This is a genomic window from Halarchaeum nitratireducens (genome assembly GCF_014647155.1).
GTDB classification, from domain to species: domain Archaea; phylum Halobacteriota; class Halobacteria; order Halobacteriales; family Halobacteriaceae; genus Halarchaeum; species Halarchaeum nitratireducens.
The window spans coordinates 17,184-32,109 of the sequence record NZ_BMOQ01000002.1 but is presented as its reverse complement, the minus strand read 5'-3'; the positions used below and the strand labels follow the sequence as shown (position 1 = coordinate 32,109).

Annotated in this window: 14 protein-coding genes; 3 read left to right on the top strand and 11 right to left on the bottom strand. The window is 67.7% G+C overall.

Annotated elements, in window-relative coordinates; all coding sequences use genetic code 11:
• Window positions 1–105: 105 nt before the first annotated feature.
• The 3 genes from IEX91_RS02595 to IEX91_RS02585 all read right to left on the bottom strand — a co-directional run bounded on the left by IEX91_RS02595 (window position 106) and on the right by IEX91_RS02585 (window position 4,304).
• A complete protein-coding gene (locus IEX91_RS02595) occupies window positions 106–1,578 on the bottom strand; it encodes an amidohydrolase family protein (RefSeq protein ID WP_188876947.1) in 1,473 nt (490 codons plus the stop codon).
• A gap of 274 nt (window positions 1,579–1,852) precedes the next feature.
• Window positions 1,853–2,608, bottom strand: a complete 756-nt coding sequence (locus IEX91_RS02590) for a helix-turn-helix domain-containing protein (protein ID WP_188876945.1) — start codon at window positions 2,606–2,608, stop codon at window positions 1,853–1,855.
• Between the two features lie 94 nt (window positions 2,609–2,702).
• Entirely contained in the window at window positions 2,703–4,304 is a 1,602-nt protein-coding gene (locus IEX91_RS02585; protein WP_188876944.1) for a hypothetical protein, read from the bottom strand.
• A 255-nt stretch (window positions 4,305–4,559) separates the two neighbouring features.
• Here IEX91_RS02585 and IEX91_RS02580 point away from each other — a divergent pair, with 255 nt between their 5' ends.
• Both IEX91_RS02580 and IEX91_RS02575 read left to right on the top strand, forming a co-directional pair.
• Window positions 4,560–5,168, top strand: coding sequence for a nitroreductase family protein (locus IEX91_RS02580; RefSeq protein ID WP_188876943.1), 609 nt, complete (start codon window positions 4,560–4,562; stop codon window positions 5,166–5,168).
• Between the two features lie 119 nt (window positions 5,169–5,287).
• Window positions 5,288–5,926 (top strand): NAD(P)-dependent oxidoreductase, encoded by a 639-nt coding sequence (locus IEX91_RS02575; RefSeq protein ID WP_188877348.1) that lies wholly within the window; start codon window positions 5,288–5,290, stop codon window positions 5,924–5,926.
• Window positions 5,927–6,070: 144 nt separating this feature from the next.
• Here the strand turns inward: IEX91_RS02575 and IEX91_RS02570 are convergent, their stop codons facing one another.
• The 6 genes from IEX91_RS02570 to IEX91_RS02545 form a co-directional block, all read right to left on the bottom strand.
• Complete coding sequence (locus IEX91_RS02570) at window positions 6,071–7,561, bottom strand: aldehyde dehydrogenase family protein (RefSeq protein ID WP_188876942.1); 1,491 nt, start codon at window positions 7,559–7,561, stop codon at window positions 6,071–6,073.
• A gap of 556 nt (window positions 7,562–8,117) precedes the next feature.
• Window positions 8,118–8,825 (bottom strand): ABC transporter ATP-binding protein, encoded by a 708-nt coding sequence (locus IEX91_RS02565; protein WP_188876941.1) that lies wholly within the window; start codon window positions 8,823–8,825, stop codon window positions 8,118–8,120.
• Window positions 8,822–9,604 (bottom strand): ABC transporter ATP-binding protein, encoded by a 783-nt coding sequence (locus IEX91_RS02560; RefSeq protein WP_188876940.1) that lies wholly within the window; start codon window positions 9,602–9,604, stop codon window positions 8,822–8,824. Before IEX91_RS02560 ends, IEX91_RS02565 begins: the two co-directional genes overlap by 4 nt.
• Window positions 9,601–10,704, bottom strand: coding sequence for a branched-chain amino acid ABC transporter permease (locus IEX91_RS02555; protein WP_188876939.1), 1,104 nt, complete (start codon window positions 10,702–10,704; stop codon window positions 9,601–9,603). The genes IEX91_RS02560 and IEX91_RS02555 overlap by 4 nt, the downstream gene beginning before the upstream one ends.
• The gene (locus IEX91_RS02550) at window positions 10,701–11,723 is read right to left on the bottom strand and encodes a branched-chain amino acid ABC transporter permease (RefSeq protein WP_188876938.1); all 1,023 of its coding nucleotides are present in this window, start codon (window positions 11,721–11,723) and stop codon (window positions 10,701–10,703) included. Before IEX91_RS02550 ends, IEX91_RS02555 begins: the two co-directional genes overlap by 4 nt.
• 6 nt (window positions 11,724–11,729) lie before the next feature.
• A complete protein-coding gene (locus tag IEX91_RS02545; RefSeq protein ID WP_188876937.1) occupies window positions 11,730–12,992 on the bottom strand; it encodes an ABC transporter substrate-binding protein in 1,263 nt (420 codons plus the stop codon).
• Window positions 12,993–13,612: 620 nt separating this feature from the next.
• Here IEX91_RS02545 and IEX91_RS02540 point away from each other — a divergent pair.
• Complete coding sequence (locus IEX91_RS02540; protein ID WP_188876936.1) at window positions 13,613–14,005, top strand: DoxX family protein; 393 nt, start codon at window positions 13,613–13,615, stop codon at window positions 14,003–14,005.
• A 16-nt stretch (window positions 14,006–14,021) separates the two neighbouring features.
• Here the strand turns inward: IEX91_RS02540 and IEX91_RS02535 are convergent, their stop codons facing one another.
• Together IEX91_RS02535 and IEX91_RS02530 are read right to left on the bottom strand one after the other, a co-directional pair.
• Window positions 14,022–14,252, bottom strand: coding sequence for a MarR family transcriptional regulator (locus IEX91_RS02535; RefSeq protein ID WP_188876935.1), 231 nt, complete (start codon window positions 14,250–14,252; stop codon window positions 14,022–14,024).
• 64 nt (window positions 14,253–14,316) lie between these two features.
• Entirely contained in the window at window positions 14,317–14,880 is a 564-nt protein-coding gene (locus IEX91_RS02530) for an FAD-dependent oxidoreductase (protein WP_188876934.1), read from the bottom strand.
• Window positions 14,881–14,926 lie beyond the last annotated feature (46 nt).

Below are 14,926 nucleotides of genomic sequence, written 5' to 3'. Positions count from 1 at the left end.
CGAGGGCGAGATCCGGGAGTGATCGCGAAGACGAGAGCGAGAACGACCGCGAAGGCCGGGGCGAAAGCGCTCCCGTGGGCGGCGGTGAGAGCGAGCGCGTACCCTTCAGAGGCCGGCTTCGCGGAGGATGCGGCGGCCGGACTGTTCGAGGCGGTCGAGGTGGTTCTGCGCGGTCGCGTTGTGGACGAGGCCGTTGCGCTTGACGACGGTCCCGTCGACGAGGACGGTGTCGACGTTCTCGACGCCGGCCTGGAAGACGACGGTCTCGACGGGGTCGTGCACCGGGGCGGTGTTGAGGTCCTCGCCGTCGATGATGGTGATGTCGGCGCGCTTGCCGGGCGTCAGCGATCCGATGCGGTCGGCGAGACCGAGCGCACGCGCGCCCTCGATCGTCGCGTACTCCAGCGCGCGGTGCGCCGTCGGCGTGACGTCCTGAATCTGCTCGCCGCGCTCGACGGCGGGCTGATTGCGCAGGCCGCGCTCGACCTGGACGGCCGTCCGGAGCTGCGTGAAGAGGTCGTCGCTGACGTTCGAGACGATGTCGACGCCGACGGAGGGCGTCGCGCCCGCGTCGACGGCGTCGCCGATGGCGGGCATCCCCATCCCCATCTGGAGTTCGACCTCCGCGGTCGTCGAGATGGAGCCACCGGAGGCGCCCATGAGGCGGAACTCCTCGTCGGTGAGGCGGTTCGCGTGGACGTAGTTGAGGTCGCTCCCGAGGAGGTCGAGGTCGTCGAGTTTCGCGACGCCGCCCGGGCCGAGCGATCCGATGTGCATGGACACCGGGATGCCGAGTTCGCGCGCGAGTTCGATGTCGTGACGGGTGACCTCGTCGGTGGAGTAATCCGGACCGCGCGCCCCCATGGCGAGCGTGAGCAGACCGTCGTCGCTCGGGAAGCGCTCGCGGGCGAGCCGCCGGATGTCGTCGGGGTGCGGGACGTCGCTGTTCTCCCACCACTTCGCGCTGTTGTCGCCGGGCGGGCCGTGGGTGAACAGCGCGCGGACGCCGGCGTCCTGCAGGCCGTCGATGGCGCGGTCGGTGTGGTCGGGCGTGTTGGCGATGTGGAACCAGTCGAGGATCGTCGTCGTCCCGGCGTTGAGCTGCTGGACCGCGCCGAAGAGGTTGCCGAGGTAGGCGTCCTCCGGGCGGTAGTGGCTGCTGATGTTTCCCAACATCTTCTCCAGGTACTCCATGAACGTCCAGTTGCCCGCGACGCCGCGGACGCCGGACTCCCACGTGTGAAGGTGGGCGTTGACGAACCCGGGAACGACGATGGCGCCGCTCGCGTCGATGACGTCCGCGCCGGGTGCGGCGATGTTCGGCTCGATCCGCCGGATCTCCCCGCCGCGCACGAGGACGTCCGCGGTGTCGTAGACGCCGTGGTCGGGGTCGACGGTGACGACCGTCCCGTCCGTGATCAACGTCGCGCCGCCGGCGTTCGCGGTGCCGGCCGCCTCCGTTTCCTGTCCCGCGGCGGCCCCCGAAGCGAACGAGAGCGACGCGAGGCCGGCCGCGCCCGCCTTCAGGTAGCTCCGCCGCGATACGCCAGCTTTCGATGCGTCGGTGTCGTCTGCCATGAACGAGTGCTGCTTGCGGGGGGAGAGAGATATGGCCTCGTTCGGTATGTTCCAACTCCGGGCCGACGCCGGCGAGCGTCGCCGCGAATCCGGGGACGGCACCGCCGCCGGGGCGGTACAGCGGGCCGGTACGGCGCGCCGGCGATCGCGGTACGCGCGGGCGAAGGACGCGGAGCCACGAGGACGAGACGCGAGCGACGAGAATCGGGGAACGCCGAGTGAGAGAGAGACGAGGAACGGGACACAGCGCGGATCGTCGGGGCGGTCGGCGGCGCTACTGCGAGGCCGCGGAAGCGATCGAGGCGGGGTCGAAGCGGGCGTCGTCGACGAACGATTCGACGACGTGGCGCTCGGCGCTGGTGAGACGGTACTGGAGGGTCGAAGTGGGGATGTCGGCCAGTTGGGCGATCTCTTGGAGGGAGTGGCGTCGCGGTTGCTCGTAGTAGCCGTGTTCGACGGCGAGTTCGAGCGCCGCGCGCTGCTTCGGTGAGAGCCCGGCGTCGTCGACGCCGTGTTTCGACCAGTTCGTCGCGCGCTCGATGTGATCGAAGTCGATGGAGAGCCCCTCGCGAAGGTGGCGTTCGAGTTCGTCGTACACCGCGCTGAGCGCGGCGTCGTCGGGGGCGAGGACGCGCCAGACGTACTCGTTTCCGTGCTGTTCGGCGTGGATGAGCACGCCGTCGCCGAGGTGGTCCGCGACGAGGTAGGGGATGGAGCGACAGCCGGGCCCCTCGGACTGCTGGGAGTAGATGAGCCGACTCGTCGGGGTCTCCTCCAACACCTCGTAGCGCCAGTCGAGCGTGCACCCGCCCATCCCGCGGAGGTTCGAACAGCGGGTCAGACCGGCGAGCACCGCGTCGTACGCCGCGAGCGCCTCCTCCGGACCGGTCACTTCGTCGACCCGCCACATCGACTCGGCGGTGGCGTGACAGGAGACCGTCCGCGAGGAGAGATCCGGGTGGTCGATGAAGACGTCCATCAGTTCGTCCGCACCCCGTTCGTAGGTGACGGTGAAGGCGAACTCGCGCATACGTATCGGGTGGCGCGCGTCCGTATATATCGGTTCGGTTGGTATGTTCCAACGGGGGAGCGGAGAGGCGACCGGTCGACCGCTCCGGGGAGCGTCAGGCCGTCGCGTTTCCGCCGGCGCTCGCGTTCCCGTCGGCCTCGTTCTCGACGGTCACCTGCACGTCGCCGCCCTCTGGGACGGTGACGTTCTGCGTCCCGGTGATCGTGCCGTTCGCGTCCGTGACGACGACGCGGACGGTCGTGTCGCTCGCCGCCGGCCCCGAGCCGTCCGTCTCGTTCTCGATCGCCGCGACTTCCGCACGCGTCATGAAGGCGTAGACCGGCGCGTCGCCTTCGAGGATCGTCACGGTTCCGGTCCCGGCGTTCACGAACGCCGTGTACGTGACCCCGGAGTCGCTGCGCGGGACGACCTTCACGTGCCAGTAGAGGGCGTCGTCCTTCACGATCGGGATCGGCGAGACCGCTTGCGCGTTCGAGAGGCGGTTCACCTCGGGGTTACGCGAGACGAAGTCGATCGCGCGCTGCGGGCCGATCTGGGCGTCGTCGTACTGCTGGACGCTCGCCGCGCCGGTCTGCCCGTCGAACGTCCAGATCTGGTAGACGCCGTTCCCGCTGCCCGTCGGTTCGGTCGCCACGAAGTACGTCAGGCCGTTCTGCGTGTCCGTCGGGACGACGAGCGGCCACTCGTTCCCGCCCTCGGGGAGCTCCGCGATCCGGAGGACGTCCTCCTTCCAGAACCACTTGTTGAGCGGGCCGTGGACGTACTGCATCGACCGGACGCGGTAGGTCGACAGCGAGTAGGGGTAGACGTTCTGCCCGTCGAGGAGCGTCGACGCGTCGGCCTCCGCGGGCGTGAGGTGGCTGATCGAGCCGTCCGGGCGCATCACCTCGACGCCGCCGAACTGGGGGACGGCGTAGAGCTGCGGGAGCGGGAAGAGCCGGACCTTCCACTCGTACGTCGTCGTCGAGTGGGCGATGTAGCTCGTCCCGTTCGCGCGGGCGTTGAACGTCGTCTCCCAGTCGTGTCGTTCGAGCGGCGCGTCAAGGACGCTCTGGTACCGATAGGAGTCGAAGAAGAGCTGGCCGCGCCCGTTCTCGAAGCGCGTATCCTCCGTCTCGATGTCCTTGTCCGTCGTCGTCATGTTCACGTACATCGTGCCGCGCTGATTCCCGAGGACGGAGACGAGGAAGGCGTCGGGGACGATGCCGTACGACCACTCGTAGGTGCCGTTCCGATACGCGATGTCCGAACCGGTGAGGCGGTACTGCGGGTACTGCATCGAGGACTGGGCGTAGTTGTCCGCGACGCTCCGCGGGAGCATCCGGACGTTCTCCGCGGAGGTGTTCGGCAGCGTGTCGAGCTGCGTCGCGTCCTCGCTCATGCTCGCCGCGACGTCCTCGTGGGCGTAGATGCCGCCGACGATCGGCCCCGCGAAGAGGCCGAGGACGACGAAGACCGCGATCGCGGCCATCACGAGCGGGCGACTCCGCCGGCGGTAGCCGACCGCACCGAGGACGAGCGCGACGGCCCCCCACTGGATCAGGGCGGGCGTCCCGACGAGGAGGCCGTAGAGCGCGCCGTGAACGCTCGGGAAGTAGAGGATCCCGAGCACGACGGCCGCGAGCGCACCGGCGACCACCTGCCAGCGCTCGACGTCGCTCTCGATCGTGAACGGATCGGGGTCTCGCGAGCTCATCGGCGATCACCGCCGGCGTCGTCCCGTGCGGCGGACGGTCTCGATAGCCGTGGAGGGCGCGTCATCACGCCGATATTTTCGCGGCCACGCGTATATATCCCGTCGTTGCGATTTCGTCGCCACACCCCCGTCGTCACGAGAGCGCCGTCGACGCGCCCGTCACGGACGATGCCGTGGGATGTCCGGCGCGCGTCTCCGCGAAGCCCCGACCGCGAAGCCGAAGGCGATATGCCGACGAACGGGCTACCTCGGAGTATGACAGACACCGATCCGTCGCGGTCGCTCACTGACGAGGTCGCCGCGCACCGCGAGCCGAGCGAGGACGTCGGCGCGCTGTTCGTCAACCGGTGGTCGCCGCGCGCGATGACCGGTGAGCCGCTCGACGAGTCGGAGTACCGCCCGCTGTTCGAGGCGGCGCGCTGGGCGCCGTCGTCGCGCAACAGCCAGCCGTGGCGGTTCGCGTACGCCGCGCGCGGCGACGAGGCGTGGGAGACGTTCGCCGGCCTCCTCAACGAGTTCAACCGCTCGTGGGCGGCCAACGCTGCGGTGCTCGCCGTCCTCTTCTCCGAGACGACGGACGAGAAGGACAGATCCCTCCAGTCGCACAGTTTCGACGCGGGCGCGGCGTGGGAGAACCTCGCGCTCGAAGGGGCGCGTCGCGGACTCGTCGTCCACCCGATGGGTGGCTTCGATCACGAAGCGGCGGCGGCGGAACTGGACGCACCGTCGTCGTACGACGTCGAGGCGATGATCGCCATCGGCGAGCGCGCGCCGCCGGAGTCGCTCCCGGAGGACCTCCGCGAGCAGGAGGTCCCGAAGGGGCGAAAGCCGCTCGACGAAGTCATCAACCGCGGCGGGTTCTGAGCGACCGGCGAACCCGACCGCGGACCGTTGAGGAGGCCGTCTCATCGGGGGCGCGGAAACCCGCGACGTCAGCCGTTTGGCGAAACGCTATAGGCTCGGACGTGGAGGAATCAGCCGAGATGGACGTGCTCCTCCTCGGCGCGAGCGGACGTATCGGCCACCGAGTCGCGGACGAACTCCTGTCGCGCGGACACCGCGTGACCGGCGTCTCGCGGAGCGGTGAGATCGACGACATCGAAGGGCAGGACTTCGTGGCGGTCGCCGGTGACGCGACCGACGCCGACGACGTCGCGAAGCTCGCGACGGGCCACGACGCGATCGCGTCGACGCTCGGTCCGAGCGACGACGAGGACCCGGCGATCCTCTCGGGGATGATGCGCGCCGCCGTCGACGGGGCGCGCCGCGCCGGCGTCACGCGACTCGTCTGGACGGGCGGCGCGGGCGGCCTCGACGCCGGCGACGGCACGCCGCTCATCGAGACGCCGGAGTTCCCCGAGGAGTGGAAGCCGGTGGCGAGCGCCGCCATCGACGCGCTCGACATCCTCCGAGAGGCCGACGACCTCGACTGGACGTATCTCGCGCCCGCGGCGCTCATCGAACCCGGCGAGCGAACCGGCGACTACCGCACCGCCGAGGGAGAACTCGTCACCGACGAGGAGGGCGAGAGCTACATCTCGATGGAAGACTTCGCGGTCGCGCTCGTCGACGAACTCGAAGAGCCGCAGGGCGTCCACACCTATCTCGCCACGGGCTACTGAAGCGGCGGCGGGTGCGGCCGGCGGCACGGGGCGATCAACCGCGCACCCGAACCACACCGAGCGGCTTCGCCGCTCGGGGTTTTTAGTGGAGGTGTGTACAGTGAGCGGGTCGCCAGTGGCGACCCCGCTCGGTAAAAGAGTCCGTTAGAAGGGGTAGTCGCGCGCGTCGTGCTGGATGGAGATCCACTTCGTCTCGGTGATCTCGTGGAGGAAGGCGTCGCTGTTGTACGTCCCGACCCCGGAGGCGCCGATGCCGCTGAAGGGGACGTGGGCCTCGTCGTTGATCGGCTGGTCGTTGATGTGGACGTTCCCGGTCTCCATGCGGTCGGCGATGTCCTTTGCGACTTCGAGGTCGCCGGAGTGGACGGCGCCGGAGAGACCGTACTCGGTGTCGTTGGCGAGTTCGACGGCCTCGTCGACGTCGCTGAAGGGGATGACGGGGGCGATGGGGCCGAAGTGTTCGTTGCACGCGGCCGCCATGTCGTTCGTGACGTTTGAGAGGACGGTGGGCTTCACGACGAGGGAGTCATCGACTCCTTCGAGGTCGGCGATCTCGCCGCCGGTTTCGAGCGTCGCACCGGCCTCGACGGTCCGCTCGACGTACCCCATCATCTGATCGCGCTGGCTCTCGTTGACGATGGGACCGACGATGGTGTCGTCGTCGTGCGCGCTCCCGAGCGGGAGGGATTCGGCGCGTTCCGTGAGACGCTCGACGTACTCGTCGTAGACGTCCTCGTGAACGATGTGGCGGTTGATCGAGATGCAGACCTGTCCCTGGTGGACGAACGAGCCGAACGTGGCGCCGTCGAGGGCGCGGTCGAGGTCGGCGTCGTCGGTGACGACGAACGCGTTGTTGCCACCGAGTTCCATGGCGGGTACGGCGAGGTTCTCGCCGGCGAGACCGGCGACGTGCTGGCCGACTTCCGTGCTCCCGGTGAAGGAGACGACGTCGCTCTCCGGGTGGGAGGCGATGTGGTCGCCGATATCGGAGCCGCGTCCCGTGACGACGTTGACGAGGCCGTCGGGGACGTCCGTCTCCTCCAGGAGCTTGGCGAAGAGGAGGCCGCCGGTGATCGGCGACTCGGTCGAGGGTTTGAGGACGACGCCGTTCCCGGCGGCGATGGCGGGCGCGACGGCGCGCATCGAGAGGTTCAGCGGGAAGTTCCACGGTGAGATGACGGTAACGACGCCCTTCGGCTCGCGCTGTACGAGGTTCTCCTTCCCGGGGATGTTGGAGGTGGCGTGTTCGCCCTTCATCCGGCGGGGCAGCGTCGCGGCCTCGCCCGCGTGGTCGGCCGCGATGTGTATCGAGGTCTCGCCCATGATCGCCGATCCGCCGACCTCGTGGGCGAGGAGTTCGATGATCTCGTCGCTGTGTTGGTGAATGGCCTCGTCGAGCTGCTCGACGGCCGCCTGTCGCTGTGCGGGCGGCGCCTCAGCCCACTCCTCTTGGGCGGCCGCGGCGGCCTCGTACGCCGCATCGACGTCCGATTCGGTCGCGGCGGCGACTTCGGTGAAGACCTCGCGCGTCGAGGGATCCTCGTTGGGGATCGTCTCGCCGCTCTCGCTATCCGTCCACTCGCCGTCGATATAGAGCTTGTCCCACTCCGCGTCGATGGATAAGTCGTTCGACATCGTACTCTGACCATATGGACCAATCGGTTAAAAGGTGAGAGGAAGGGGCAAGGTGTTACCGATTCGCACCCGACGGGTGTGCGAGCGACGGTGAACGGCTCCGACCGGTCGGTTTCGTCGGTGGCCGCACGGCGGATTCGGGCCCGCCCGACGTCCACCCGGCCGCGCGCTGTCGAGTCGGGAGACGACGAGGCGTCGTTCGACGGCCCACCGTCGAGAGGTCCTATCGGCACGGATAAAATTGTTTTTCGCTTATATGATACCAGGGTTATAGATAAGTCGATCGTTTTTAGATCGTATTCAGGCGTCGAACGGTACGCGATAATCCCAAGGAGAGGAAGTAAATCGGGGCCGGATAAATCGTTTTCGTGGATTTCTGCTATGTAGTGCTCTCTGATTGCTTCTCGTTCTACTCAGTCCGATAGATATCGATCGGGGCGATCCACGTCACGACGCGTCCCGCTAAGTCACCGGTCTCGACTGCGGGCGCTCGCTCGCGCTCGGGCGGGGGAGCGTCGGAACGCGGGACCGACGGGAATCGAGTCGAAAAGCGGTGCTAGACGCCGAGGTAGCGCTGACGGAGCGTTTCGTCCTCGCGGAGGCGTTCCGTCGTCACCTCGTCCACGATGTGGCCCTCGTCGATGAGGTAGTGCCGGTCGGCCGTGGCGAGCGCGACCGCGACGTTCTGCTCGACGAGCAGGATCGTGACGCCCTCGTTCTCGCTGATCTCGTGGATGATGTCCTCGATGCGGCGCACGATGTAGGGCGCGAGGCCCTCACAGGGCTCGTCGAGCAGGATCATCTGGGGGTTCGTCACGAGGCTGCGCGCGATGGCGAGCATCTGCTGTTCGCCGCCGCTCATGTGCCTCGCCGGCCGATCGCGCATGTCGTCGAGTTCCGGGAAGCGCTCGAACATCGCCGCGACGTCGCGCGGGTTCGTGGCGTGATGCGCCGCCAATCGGATGTTCTCCGTGACCGTGAGGTCGCCGAAGCAGCGACGGGCTTCGGGGACGAGCGAGAGCCCGAGACGCGGGATATCGTGAGCCTCCGTGGCGAGCAGGTCGTGGCCGTCGAACGTGATGGAGCCCCCGCGAACGGTCGGCTCGTCCGCCCCGACGATGGAGCGCATCGTCGTCGTCTTCCCCGCCCCGTTGCGCCCGAGCAGGGAGACGACCTCGTCGCGCTCGACGTCGAGATCCACGCCGAAGAGGACCTGTCCGGTCTCGTAGCCGGCATCGAGGTCGCGGACTTCGAGGAGGCTCATAGTTCCTCCCGGACGCCGCCGAGATAGGCGTCCTGTACGTCGTCGTCGCCCTGAATCTCGTCCGGCGTGCCCGTGGCGAGGACGGAGCCGCGGTTCAACACCGTGATGCGGTCGCTCACCGACAGCACGATCTCCATGTCGTGTTCGATCATGAGTACCGTCAGTCCGAGGTCGTCCTGCAGCGACTGGACGAGCTCGACCGTCTCGCGGCTCTCGCCGGGGCCCATCCCGCTCGTCGGCTCGTCGAGGAGTAACACCGACGGCTCGGTCGCGACGGCCATCGCGATGCCGAGGCGACGCTGGTCGCCGTGGGAGAGGTTCGTCGCCTCCGTCGCGGCGTGCTCGCTCAGGCCGACGCGAGCCAGGATGTCGCGGGCCGCCTCCGCGCGAACGGAACGCCCGTCGCCGAGGAGAGAGAAGGAGAACGTCCCGGCCGCTGCCGTCTGGGCGATGACGCGGACGTTCTCCAGCACGCTGAGTTCGGCGAACAGTTCGTTGCTCTGGAAGGAGCGCGCGAGTCCGAGGTGGGGGCGACGCTCCTGCGGGACGTCCGTTATGTCCTCGCCGCCGAGGTACACGGATCCCGACGTCGGCGCCAGCGCGTGCGTGACGACGTTGAACAGCGTCGTCTTCCCCGCGCCGTTCGGGCCGATGATGGCGCGGAGCTCCCCGGCGGGGACGGCGAGGTCGACCTCGTCGACGGCGACGATGCCGCCGAAGTGCTTGCTCAACCCCTCGGTCCCGAGGGCGGCCGAGCGCGGGTCGACGTCGTCGCTCATTCGCTCTCACCCCGGATTCGGGCCGAGAGACGCGCGACCGTCGCCTTCGCCAGTCCGAGGACGCCCTCGCGCGGCGAGACGAGGACCGCGACGACGAACAGGAGGCCGAGGAAGAACTGCCAGTAGGCGAGGACGCCCGTCAGTTCGATCCGGAGGAGCGGCACCTCGGTGAGCGGGAGGACGAGCGTGTGGAAGTCCGTGAGGTACTCCTCGACGAACATCCAGACGAACACGCCGGCGAGCGGACCGAAGAAGTAGTTCGCCCCCCCGAGCACGGCCATGATGATGATGTTCCCGCTGGTGACGATGGAGAGTTCGGAGAGCGTGGCGCCCTGATTGTTGATCTCGAGGAGGACGCCACCGAGCGCGGCGAACGCGGCCGCGAACGTGAACGCCCACACCTTGTAGCGGCGGACGTTCACGCCCATCGAGCGCGCGAGCGCCTCGTTCTCTCGGACGGCGACGAGCGTCCGACCGAACGGCGAGCGAACGAGCTGCCACAACAACAGCAGTCCGACGACGAAGACGGCGGCGACCGCCCAGTACCAGTCGATCCGGAACCCGCCGAGTACGACGTACGTGAATCCCCGCGACGTCTCGATCCACGCCGGCGTCGTCCCGTCGGCGAGGCCGGTCGTCCCGCCGGTCAGGCCACCGGGGTTGTAGTTCGCCACGAAGTGCGCGGATTTGGCGAACGCGAGCGTCAGCATGGCGAAGTAGATCTCGCCCTTGTGCGCGATGAGGCGGCCGATGAGGTAGGCGACGCCCGCGGAGAACAGGATGCCGAGCGGCGCGGCGAGCAGGAACGGCACCGCGAGACTGGAGAGGGCGATGGCGACCGAGTACGTCCCGATCCCCATGAACATCGCGTGCCCGAAGGAGATCAGCCCCGTGTACCCCATGAGGAGATTGAACGACGCGACGATGATCATCCAGATGAGGAAGGAGCTCGCCACCTGCGGGTAGCCGAGCATGAGGTCGTGCGAGACGACCGGACGGAGGAGGACGGCGACCGCGAGGAGACCCAGCGGGACCTGCCAGACGCCGAGGTCGATCGCACCGACGCGTTCGAGGACGCCGGCGGTGGAGTCTCGGCTCATTCCATGAACCCCTCCTGACCGTAGAGCCCGCGCGGGCGGACGAGCAGCACGAGGATCATCACGAGGTACGGGACCAGCCCGCCGATGCCGGGGACGGCGAGCGCGCCGATCCCCGTGACGTCCGCGAGCGATCGGAGGACGAGAGGCGTCAGGAAGACGGCTTCGCCGATGAGGAGGCCGGCGACGACGCTCCCGAAGAGGCTGCCGATGCCGCCGACGACCACCACGACGAACGTGATGATGATGTACTGCTGTCCCATGGTCGGGTTCATGCCGACAGCGGTGCCCTGGAGGACGCCCCCGATGCCGGCGATGACGGCGCCGAGGAAGAACATGAGGACGAAGCGACGCGGCATGTCGATACCGAGGAAGCCCGCCATTTCGCGGTCTTGGACGCCCGCGCGGACGGAGAGCCCGAAGTCAGTGCGCTCGATGAGGAGGTAGACGGCGAGGATCACGAGCGCGGCCACGACGACGCTGAACAGGCGGACGCGCGCGACGGTCGTGACGGCGAGGTCGGCGCTCTGCGCGAGGACGGCCGGCGTGACGACCGAGAGGGGCGTATCGCCCCAGATCGCGCGGGTCGCCTCCTGGATCATCAGCGCGAGGCCGAAGGCGGCGAGCAGGCCGGCGAGCGGCGGTTCGTCGTAGAGCCACTGGAGGACCAGTCGCTCCATCGCCACGCCGACGAGGCCGACCAGTAGGGGCGCGACGACGAGCGCGATCCAGAACGATAGGCCCCAGAGCGCCATGAGCTGGTACGTGAAGTACGCGCCGAGCATGAACAGCGCGCCGTGCGCGAAGTTCACGATGCCGAGCAGTCCGAGGATGATGGAGAGTCCGAGGGCGATGAGGACGAGGGTCATCCCGTAGACGAGGCCGCCGACGAACTGATCCACGAACAGCCCAGGCTCCACCGCGAAGGCGACGAGGAGGAGGAGCGCGATAGCGCCCCAGACGGCCGCACCGCCGGCTGAGAGGCGTGCGAGTCCGAGCGTTCGAAGCGAAGACGTGGACATCTGAGATCAGAGCGTACAGCCGGTCTCCGCACACGAGCGGACGACGTCGTCGCCCGGGGTCGTGTCCGTCACGTCGAACCACTGCTTGTACGGGTCGTCCTGCATCTCGCTCGCGTCCCGCGCGGTGGCGCTGAAGACGGGCGAGACGAGTTCGTGGTCGCACGCGCGCCAGTACATCTCGCCGCCGCCGTGGATGTCCCTCGCGGCGCTCTGGATCTCGTGGCCTTCGAGTTCCTCGCGGACGTCCTCGGCGCGCGTGGAGCCGGCGCGGACCGCCGCGCGGATCTGCTGGTCGGCGGAGGTGTAGGACTTCGCGTGGCGCACGAACGGATCGAGTTCGCCCGCCTCGGCGACGCGGTCGTTGAAGTCTCCGACGCCGTCGATGGTGTTCACCCACCCCATCGATGCGATGTCGACCATCGCGGCGGCCTCGTGATCGAGGCCCCAGAAGACCATGTCTTCGAGCATCTGCGCGCCGATCTTGACGTCGGTGAGCCCCTGATTTCGCATCTGTTTCACGGCGCGCGAGGCGTCCGGGCCCGGGATGAGGAGCGCGACGCCGTCGGCCTCGGAGTTGGCGACGTTGTTGATGTACTGGGTGTAGTCGTCGTTCGGGAACGGCGTCGCGTCCGTGCCGACGACCGTCGCGCCGTTCTCCTCGACGGCGCTGGTGACCACCTGTTCCGCGTTGTGTCCCCACACGTAGTCGGCGTAGAGGACGTACCAGCGGTCGGTGACGTCCGCCATCTCGCGGCCGATCGTCGTCGCCATCATGTGGTTCGTCTGATAGACCATGTACATGAACGGTTGACAGGCCTCCCCGCGCAGGGAGTCGGAGGCGCCCTGTCCGATGTACGAGACGTTGTTGTCGGACGCCCACGTCCCGATCTTCGTGCAGACGGAGGAGTTGATGCCGCCCTGCGCGAAGTCGATGCCGTCCGCGGTGACGGCGCGTTTCATCGCGTCGAGCGCGCCGCTCGGGTCCGTCTTCGTGTCGTAGACGTTGAGGTCGACCGAGACGTCGAGTTCGTTTTCGAGGTCCCGGATGGCGAGCCGGGTGCCCGTCTCGAGCGACGGCCCCCACGGCGCGAACGCTCCGCTGTTCGGCGTGAAGAGGCCGAGCGTGATCTCCATCGCCCCCGTACTCCCGGTCGTGGTCCCCTCCGAGCCGGAGCCGTCGCCGGCGGGACCGCTGGAGCAGCCCGCGAGACCGGCGATACCCGCCGCACCGAGCCCTTCGAGAGCGCGTCGTCTGGTAATCTTCGGCATACCACGGTAATCCGAATGTGTGCATATAAAGATTGTTATGGATAGGGCGGCGGAACGGGTCGATCAATCGCCGCAGGCGGCGGTAAAACGCCGAGTGGCGGATCCGAGACCCGTCCGTATCGTCTGTTATATCCGAACGCCACGTCGCGGCGTCGGACCCGAATCGGAGTACCGACGCACAGGACGGGGTTTCGGCCCCGTATCGAAGCGATTTGATTACGGACGTATTCGCGTAAAGGGTCCGAATCACCCACGTGTTCGTCTACGATACGCAAACGGCGCGTTGATCGGGCCGTCGGGGCGCGGAGACCTGAGAGCGAGACCACTCCACCCAATCGTCGAGAATGACGCGACGCTACCGCCAGCCGTGGAGCGCGTGAGACATGTGGATTTCCGAATGATATACCTGATATATAATGTATCAATTATATGTGAGCGTGTGCCGCTTCTCTCGGACAGTGCTTCGCAGGCGCATCAGTGGCAGAATACGCACGGAAAGGCGGTTCTAGTCGAACGACGTATAACCCATCAATACTTATGTATTATTTTACACTTTCAGACCCATCGAGTCGACTGTACCCGCACGTACGCTTTTGGGTCTCCCGCCAGTACGGCAGGGTATGACGACTAACGACGACGCGAGCACGTCGCTCTCCCGGCTGGGACGACTCGCACTCGGACTCGGTCTCGCGCTGCAAGCGACCGAGGATTTCCGGGACATGGAGGACACGATCGAGTACGCCGAATCGGCCGGCGTTCCCGCGCCGTCGGTGCTCGCGCCGCTGGCCTCGGGGACGATGGTGTCGGCGGGGGTCGGGATCGCCCTCTGGCGGCTGCCGCGGCTCGCCACGGGGGCCGCCGCGACGTTCCTCTCGGTCGTGACGCTGACGATGCACGACTTCTGGACGAAAGACCCCGACGAGGGGCGCGGCGGCGAGCGACTCGCGTTCTTCGGGAACGTGGCGATGCTCGGCGGCGTCCTGATCGCGCTTCGCGAGGCGTGGCGGCGCTGAGCGTCGGGCGCGTCGGCTACTCCTCGCTCGTCGTCAGGCTGTAGAGGTCCTGACGGGCGTCGGGGATGTACATCTCCTTCTCGACGACGTCGTTCTCTTGGAGGCGTTCGAGCGCCTCGCGGGCCGTCCGCTGTGAGAGGCGGGTGCGTTCGATGATGTCTTTCTGCGTCAGCGCGCCCTCGTGTTCGAGCACCTTCAATACGAGTTTCGCGCTCGGTGGCAGTCGCTTCGCCGTCTGATCGTCCATCCCTGTGTACTGAATACTCGCGTGGTCGTTCGAAGCCGATGCGCCCGCGTCGTTCCGTCCCGGCTCAGAGTTCGGGGACGTCGTCGGGCACGTCGAAGTCGTGGTAGTACTCGCCCTTCTCCTTCGAGAGGATGTCGAGGACTGCGGAGGCCCCGTCGCCGACGGCGATGGCGGCCTGCCACTTCGTGTCGCGGCCCATCGCGCCGGTCGCGTAAACGCCGTCGACGCTCGTCTGCATGTCGACGTTCACGTCCACGACGTCCTCGTCGGTGAACTCGCAACCGAGGTTCTCGGCGAGGTCGCGGTTCGCGCCCGTGGCGAGCACGACGTAGTCCGCGTCGTACGCCTCGTCGTCGGTGGAGACGACGAAGCCGTCGCCGTCCTGCTCGACGGCCGTGACCTCGGTGTCCTCGTGGACGTCGGCGCCGCGATCGCGGGCCTGATCGCGGGCGATGAGGAGGAACTCCTCGCCGCTGATCGAACGGACCGCGGGGTAATTGAACAGGTGCGCGCGGTACATCCACGACTCGCCGGTGTCGAAGACGACCGTTTCGAGGTCGTTCTTCGCGGCGAACTGTGCGGCACTGAGGCCGGCGGGGCCGCCGCCGACGATCGCGACGTTTACCATACACGTCACTCACACCGCCTTGGTAAAGAGCCTTACCATATGGTAA

What these genes read in the sequence shown, in the direction of transcription:
- IEX91_RS02540 (WP_188876936.1), top strand. Translation starts at nt 13,613, where the DNA reads ATGACGACTAACGACGACGCGAGCACGTCGCTCTCCCGGCTGGGACGA.
- IEX91_RS02595 (WP_188876947.1), bottom strand. Translation starts at nt 1,578, where the DNA reads ATGGCAGACGACACCGACGCATCGAAAGCTGGCGTATCGCGGCGGAGC.
- IEX91_RS02545 (WP_188876937.1), bottom strand. Translation starts at nt 12,992, where the DNA reads ATGCCGAAGATTACCAGACGACGCGCTCTCGAAGGGCTCGGTGCGGCG.
- IEX91_RS02555 (WP_188876939.1), bottom strand. Translation starts at nt 10,704, where the DNA reads ATGAGCCGAGACTCCACCGCCGGCGTCCTCGAACGCGTCGGTGCGATC.
- IEX91_RS02590 (WP_188876945.1), bottom strand. Translation starts at nt 2,608, where the DNA reads ATGCGCGAGTTCGCCTTCACCGTCACCTACGAACGGGGTGCGGACGAA.
- IEX91_RS02585 (WP_188876944.1), bottom strand. Translation starts at nt 4,304, where the DNA reads ATGAGCTCGCGAGACCCCGATCCGTTCACGATCGAGAGCGACGTCGAG.
- IEX91_RS02535 (WP_188876935.1), bottom strand. Translation starts at nt 14,252, where the DNA reads ATGGACGATCAGACGGCGAAGCGACTGCCACCGAGCGCGAAACTCGTA.
- IEX91_RS02580 (WP_188876943.1), top strand. Translation starts at nt 4,560, where the DNA reads ATGACAGACACCGATCCGTCGCGGTCGCTCACTGACGAGGTCGCCGCG.
- IEX91_RS02575 (WP_188877348.1), top strand. Translation starts at nt 5,288, where the DNA reads ATGGACGTGCTCCTCCTCGGCGCGAGCGGACGTATCGGCCACCGAGTC.
- IEX91_RS02550 (WP_188876938.1), bottom strand. Translation starts at nt 11,723, where the DNA reads ATGTCCACGTCTTCGCTTCGAACGCTCGGACTCGCACGCCTCTCAGCC.
- IEX91_RS02560 (WP_188876940.1), bottom strand. Translation starts at nt 9,604, where the DNA reads ATGAGCGACGACGTCGACCCGCGCTCGGCCGCCCTCGGGACCGAGGGG.
- IEX91_RS02570 (WP_188876942.1), bottom strand. Translation starts at nt 7,561, where the DNA reads ATGTCGAACGACTTATCCATCGACGCGGAGTGGGACAAGCTCTATATC.
- IEX91_RS02530 (WP_188876934.1), bottom strand. Translation starts at nt 14,880, where the DNA reads ATGGTAAACGTCGCGATCGTCGGCGGCGGCCCCGCCGGCCTCAGTGCC.
- IEX91_RS02565 (WP_188876941.1), bottom strand. Translation starts at nt 8,825, where the DNA reads ATGAGCCTCCTCGAAGTCCGCGACCTCGATGCCGGCTACGAGACCGGA.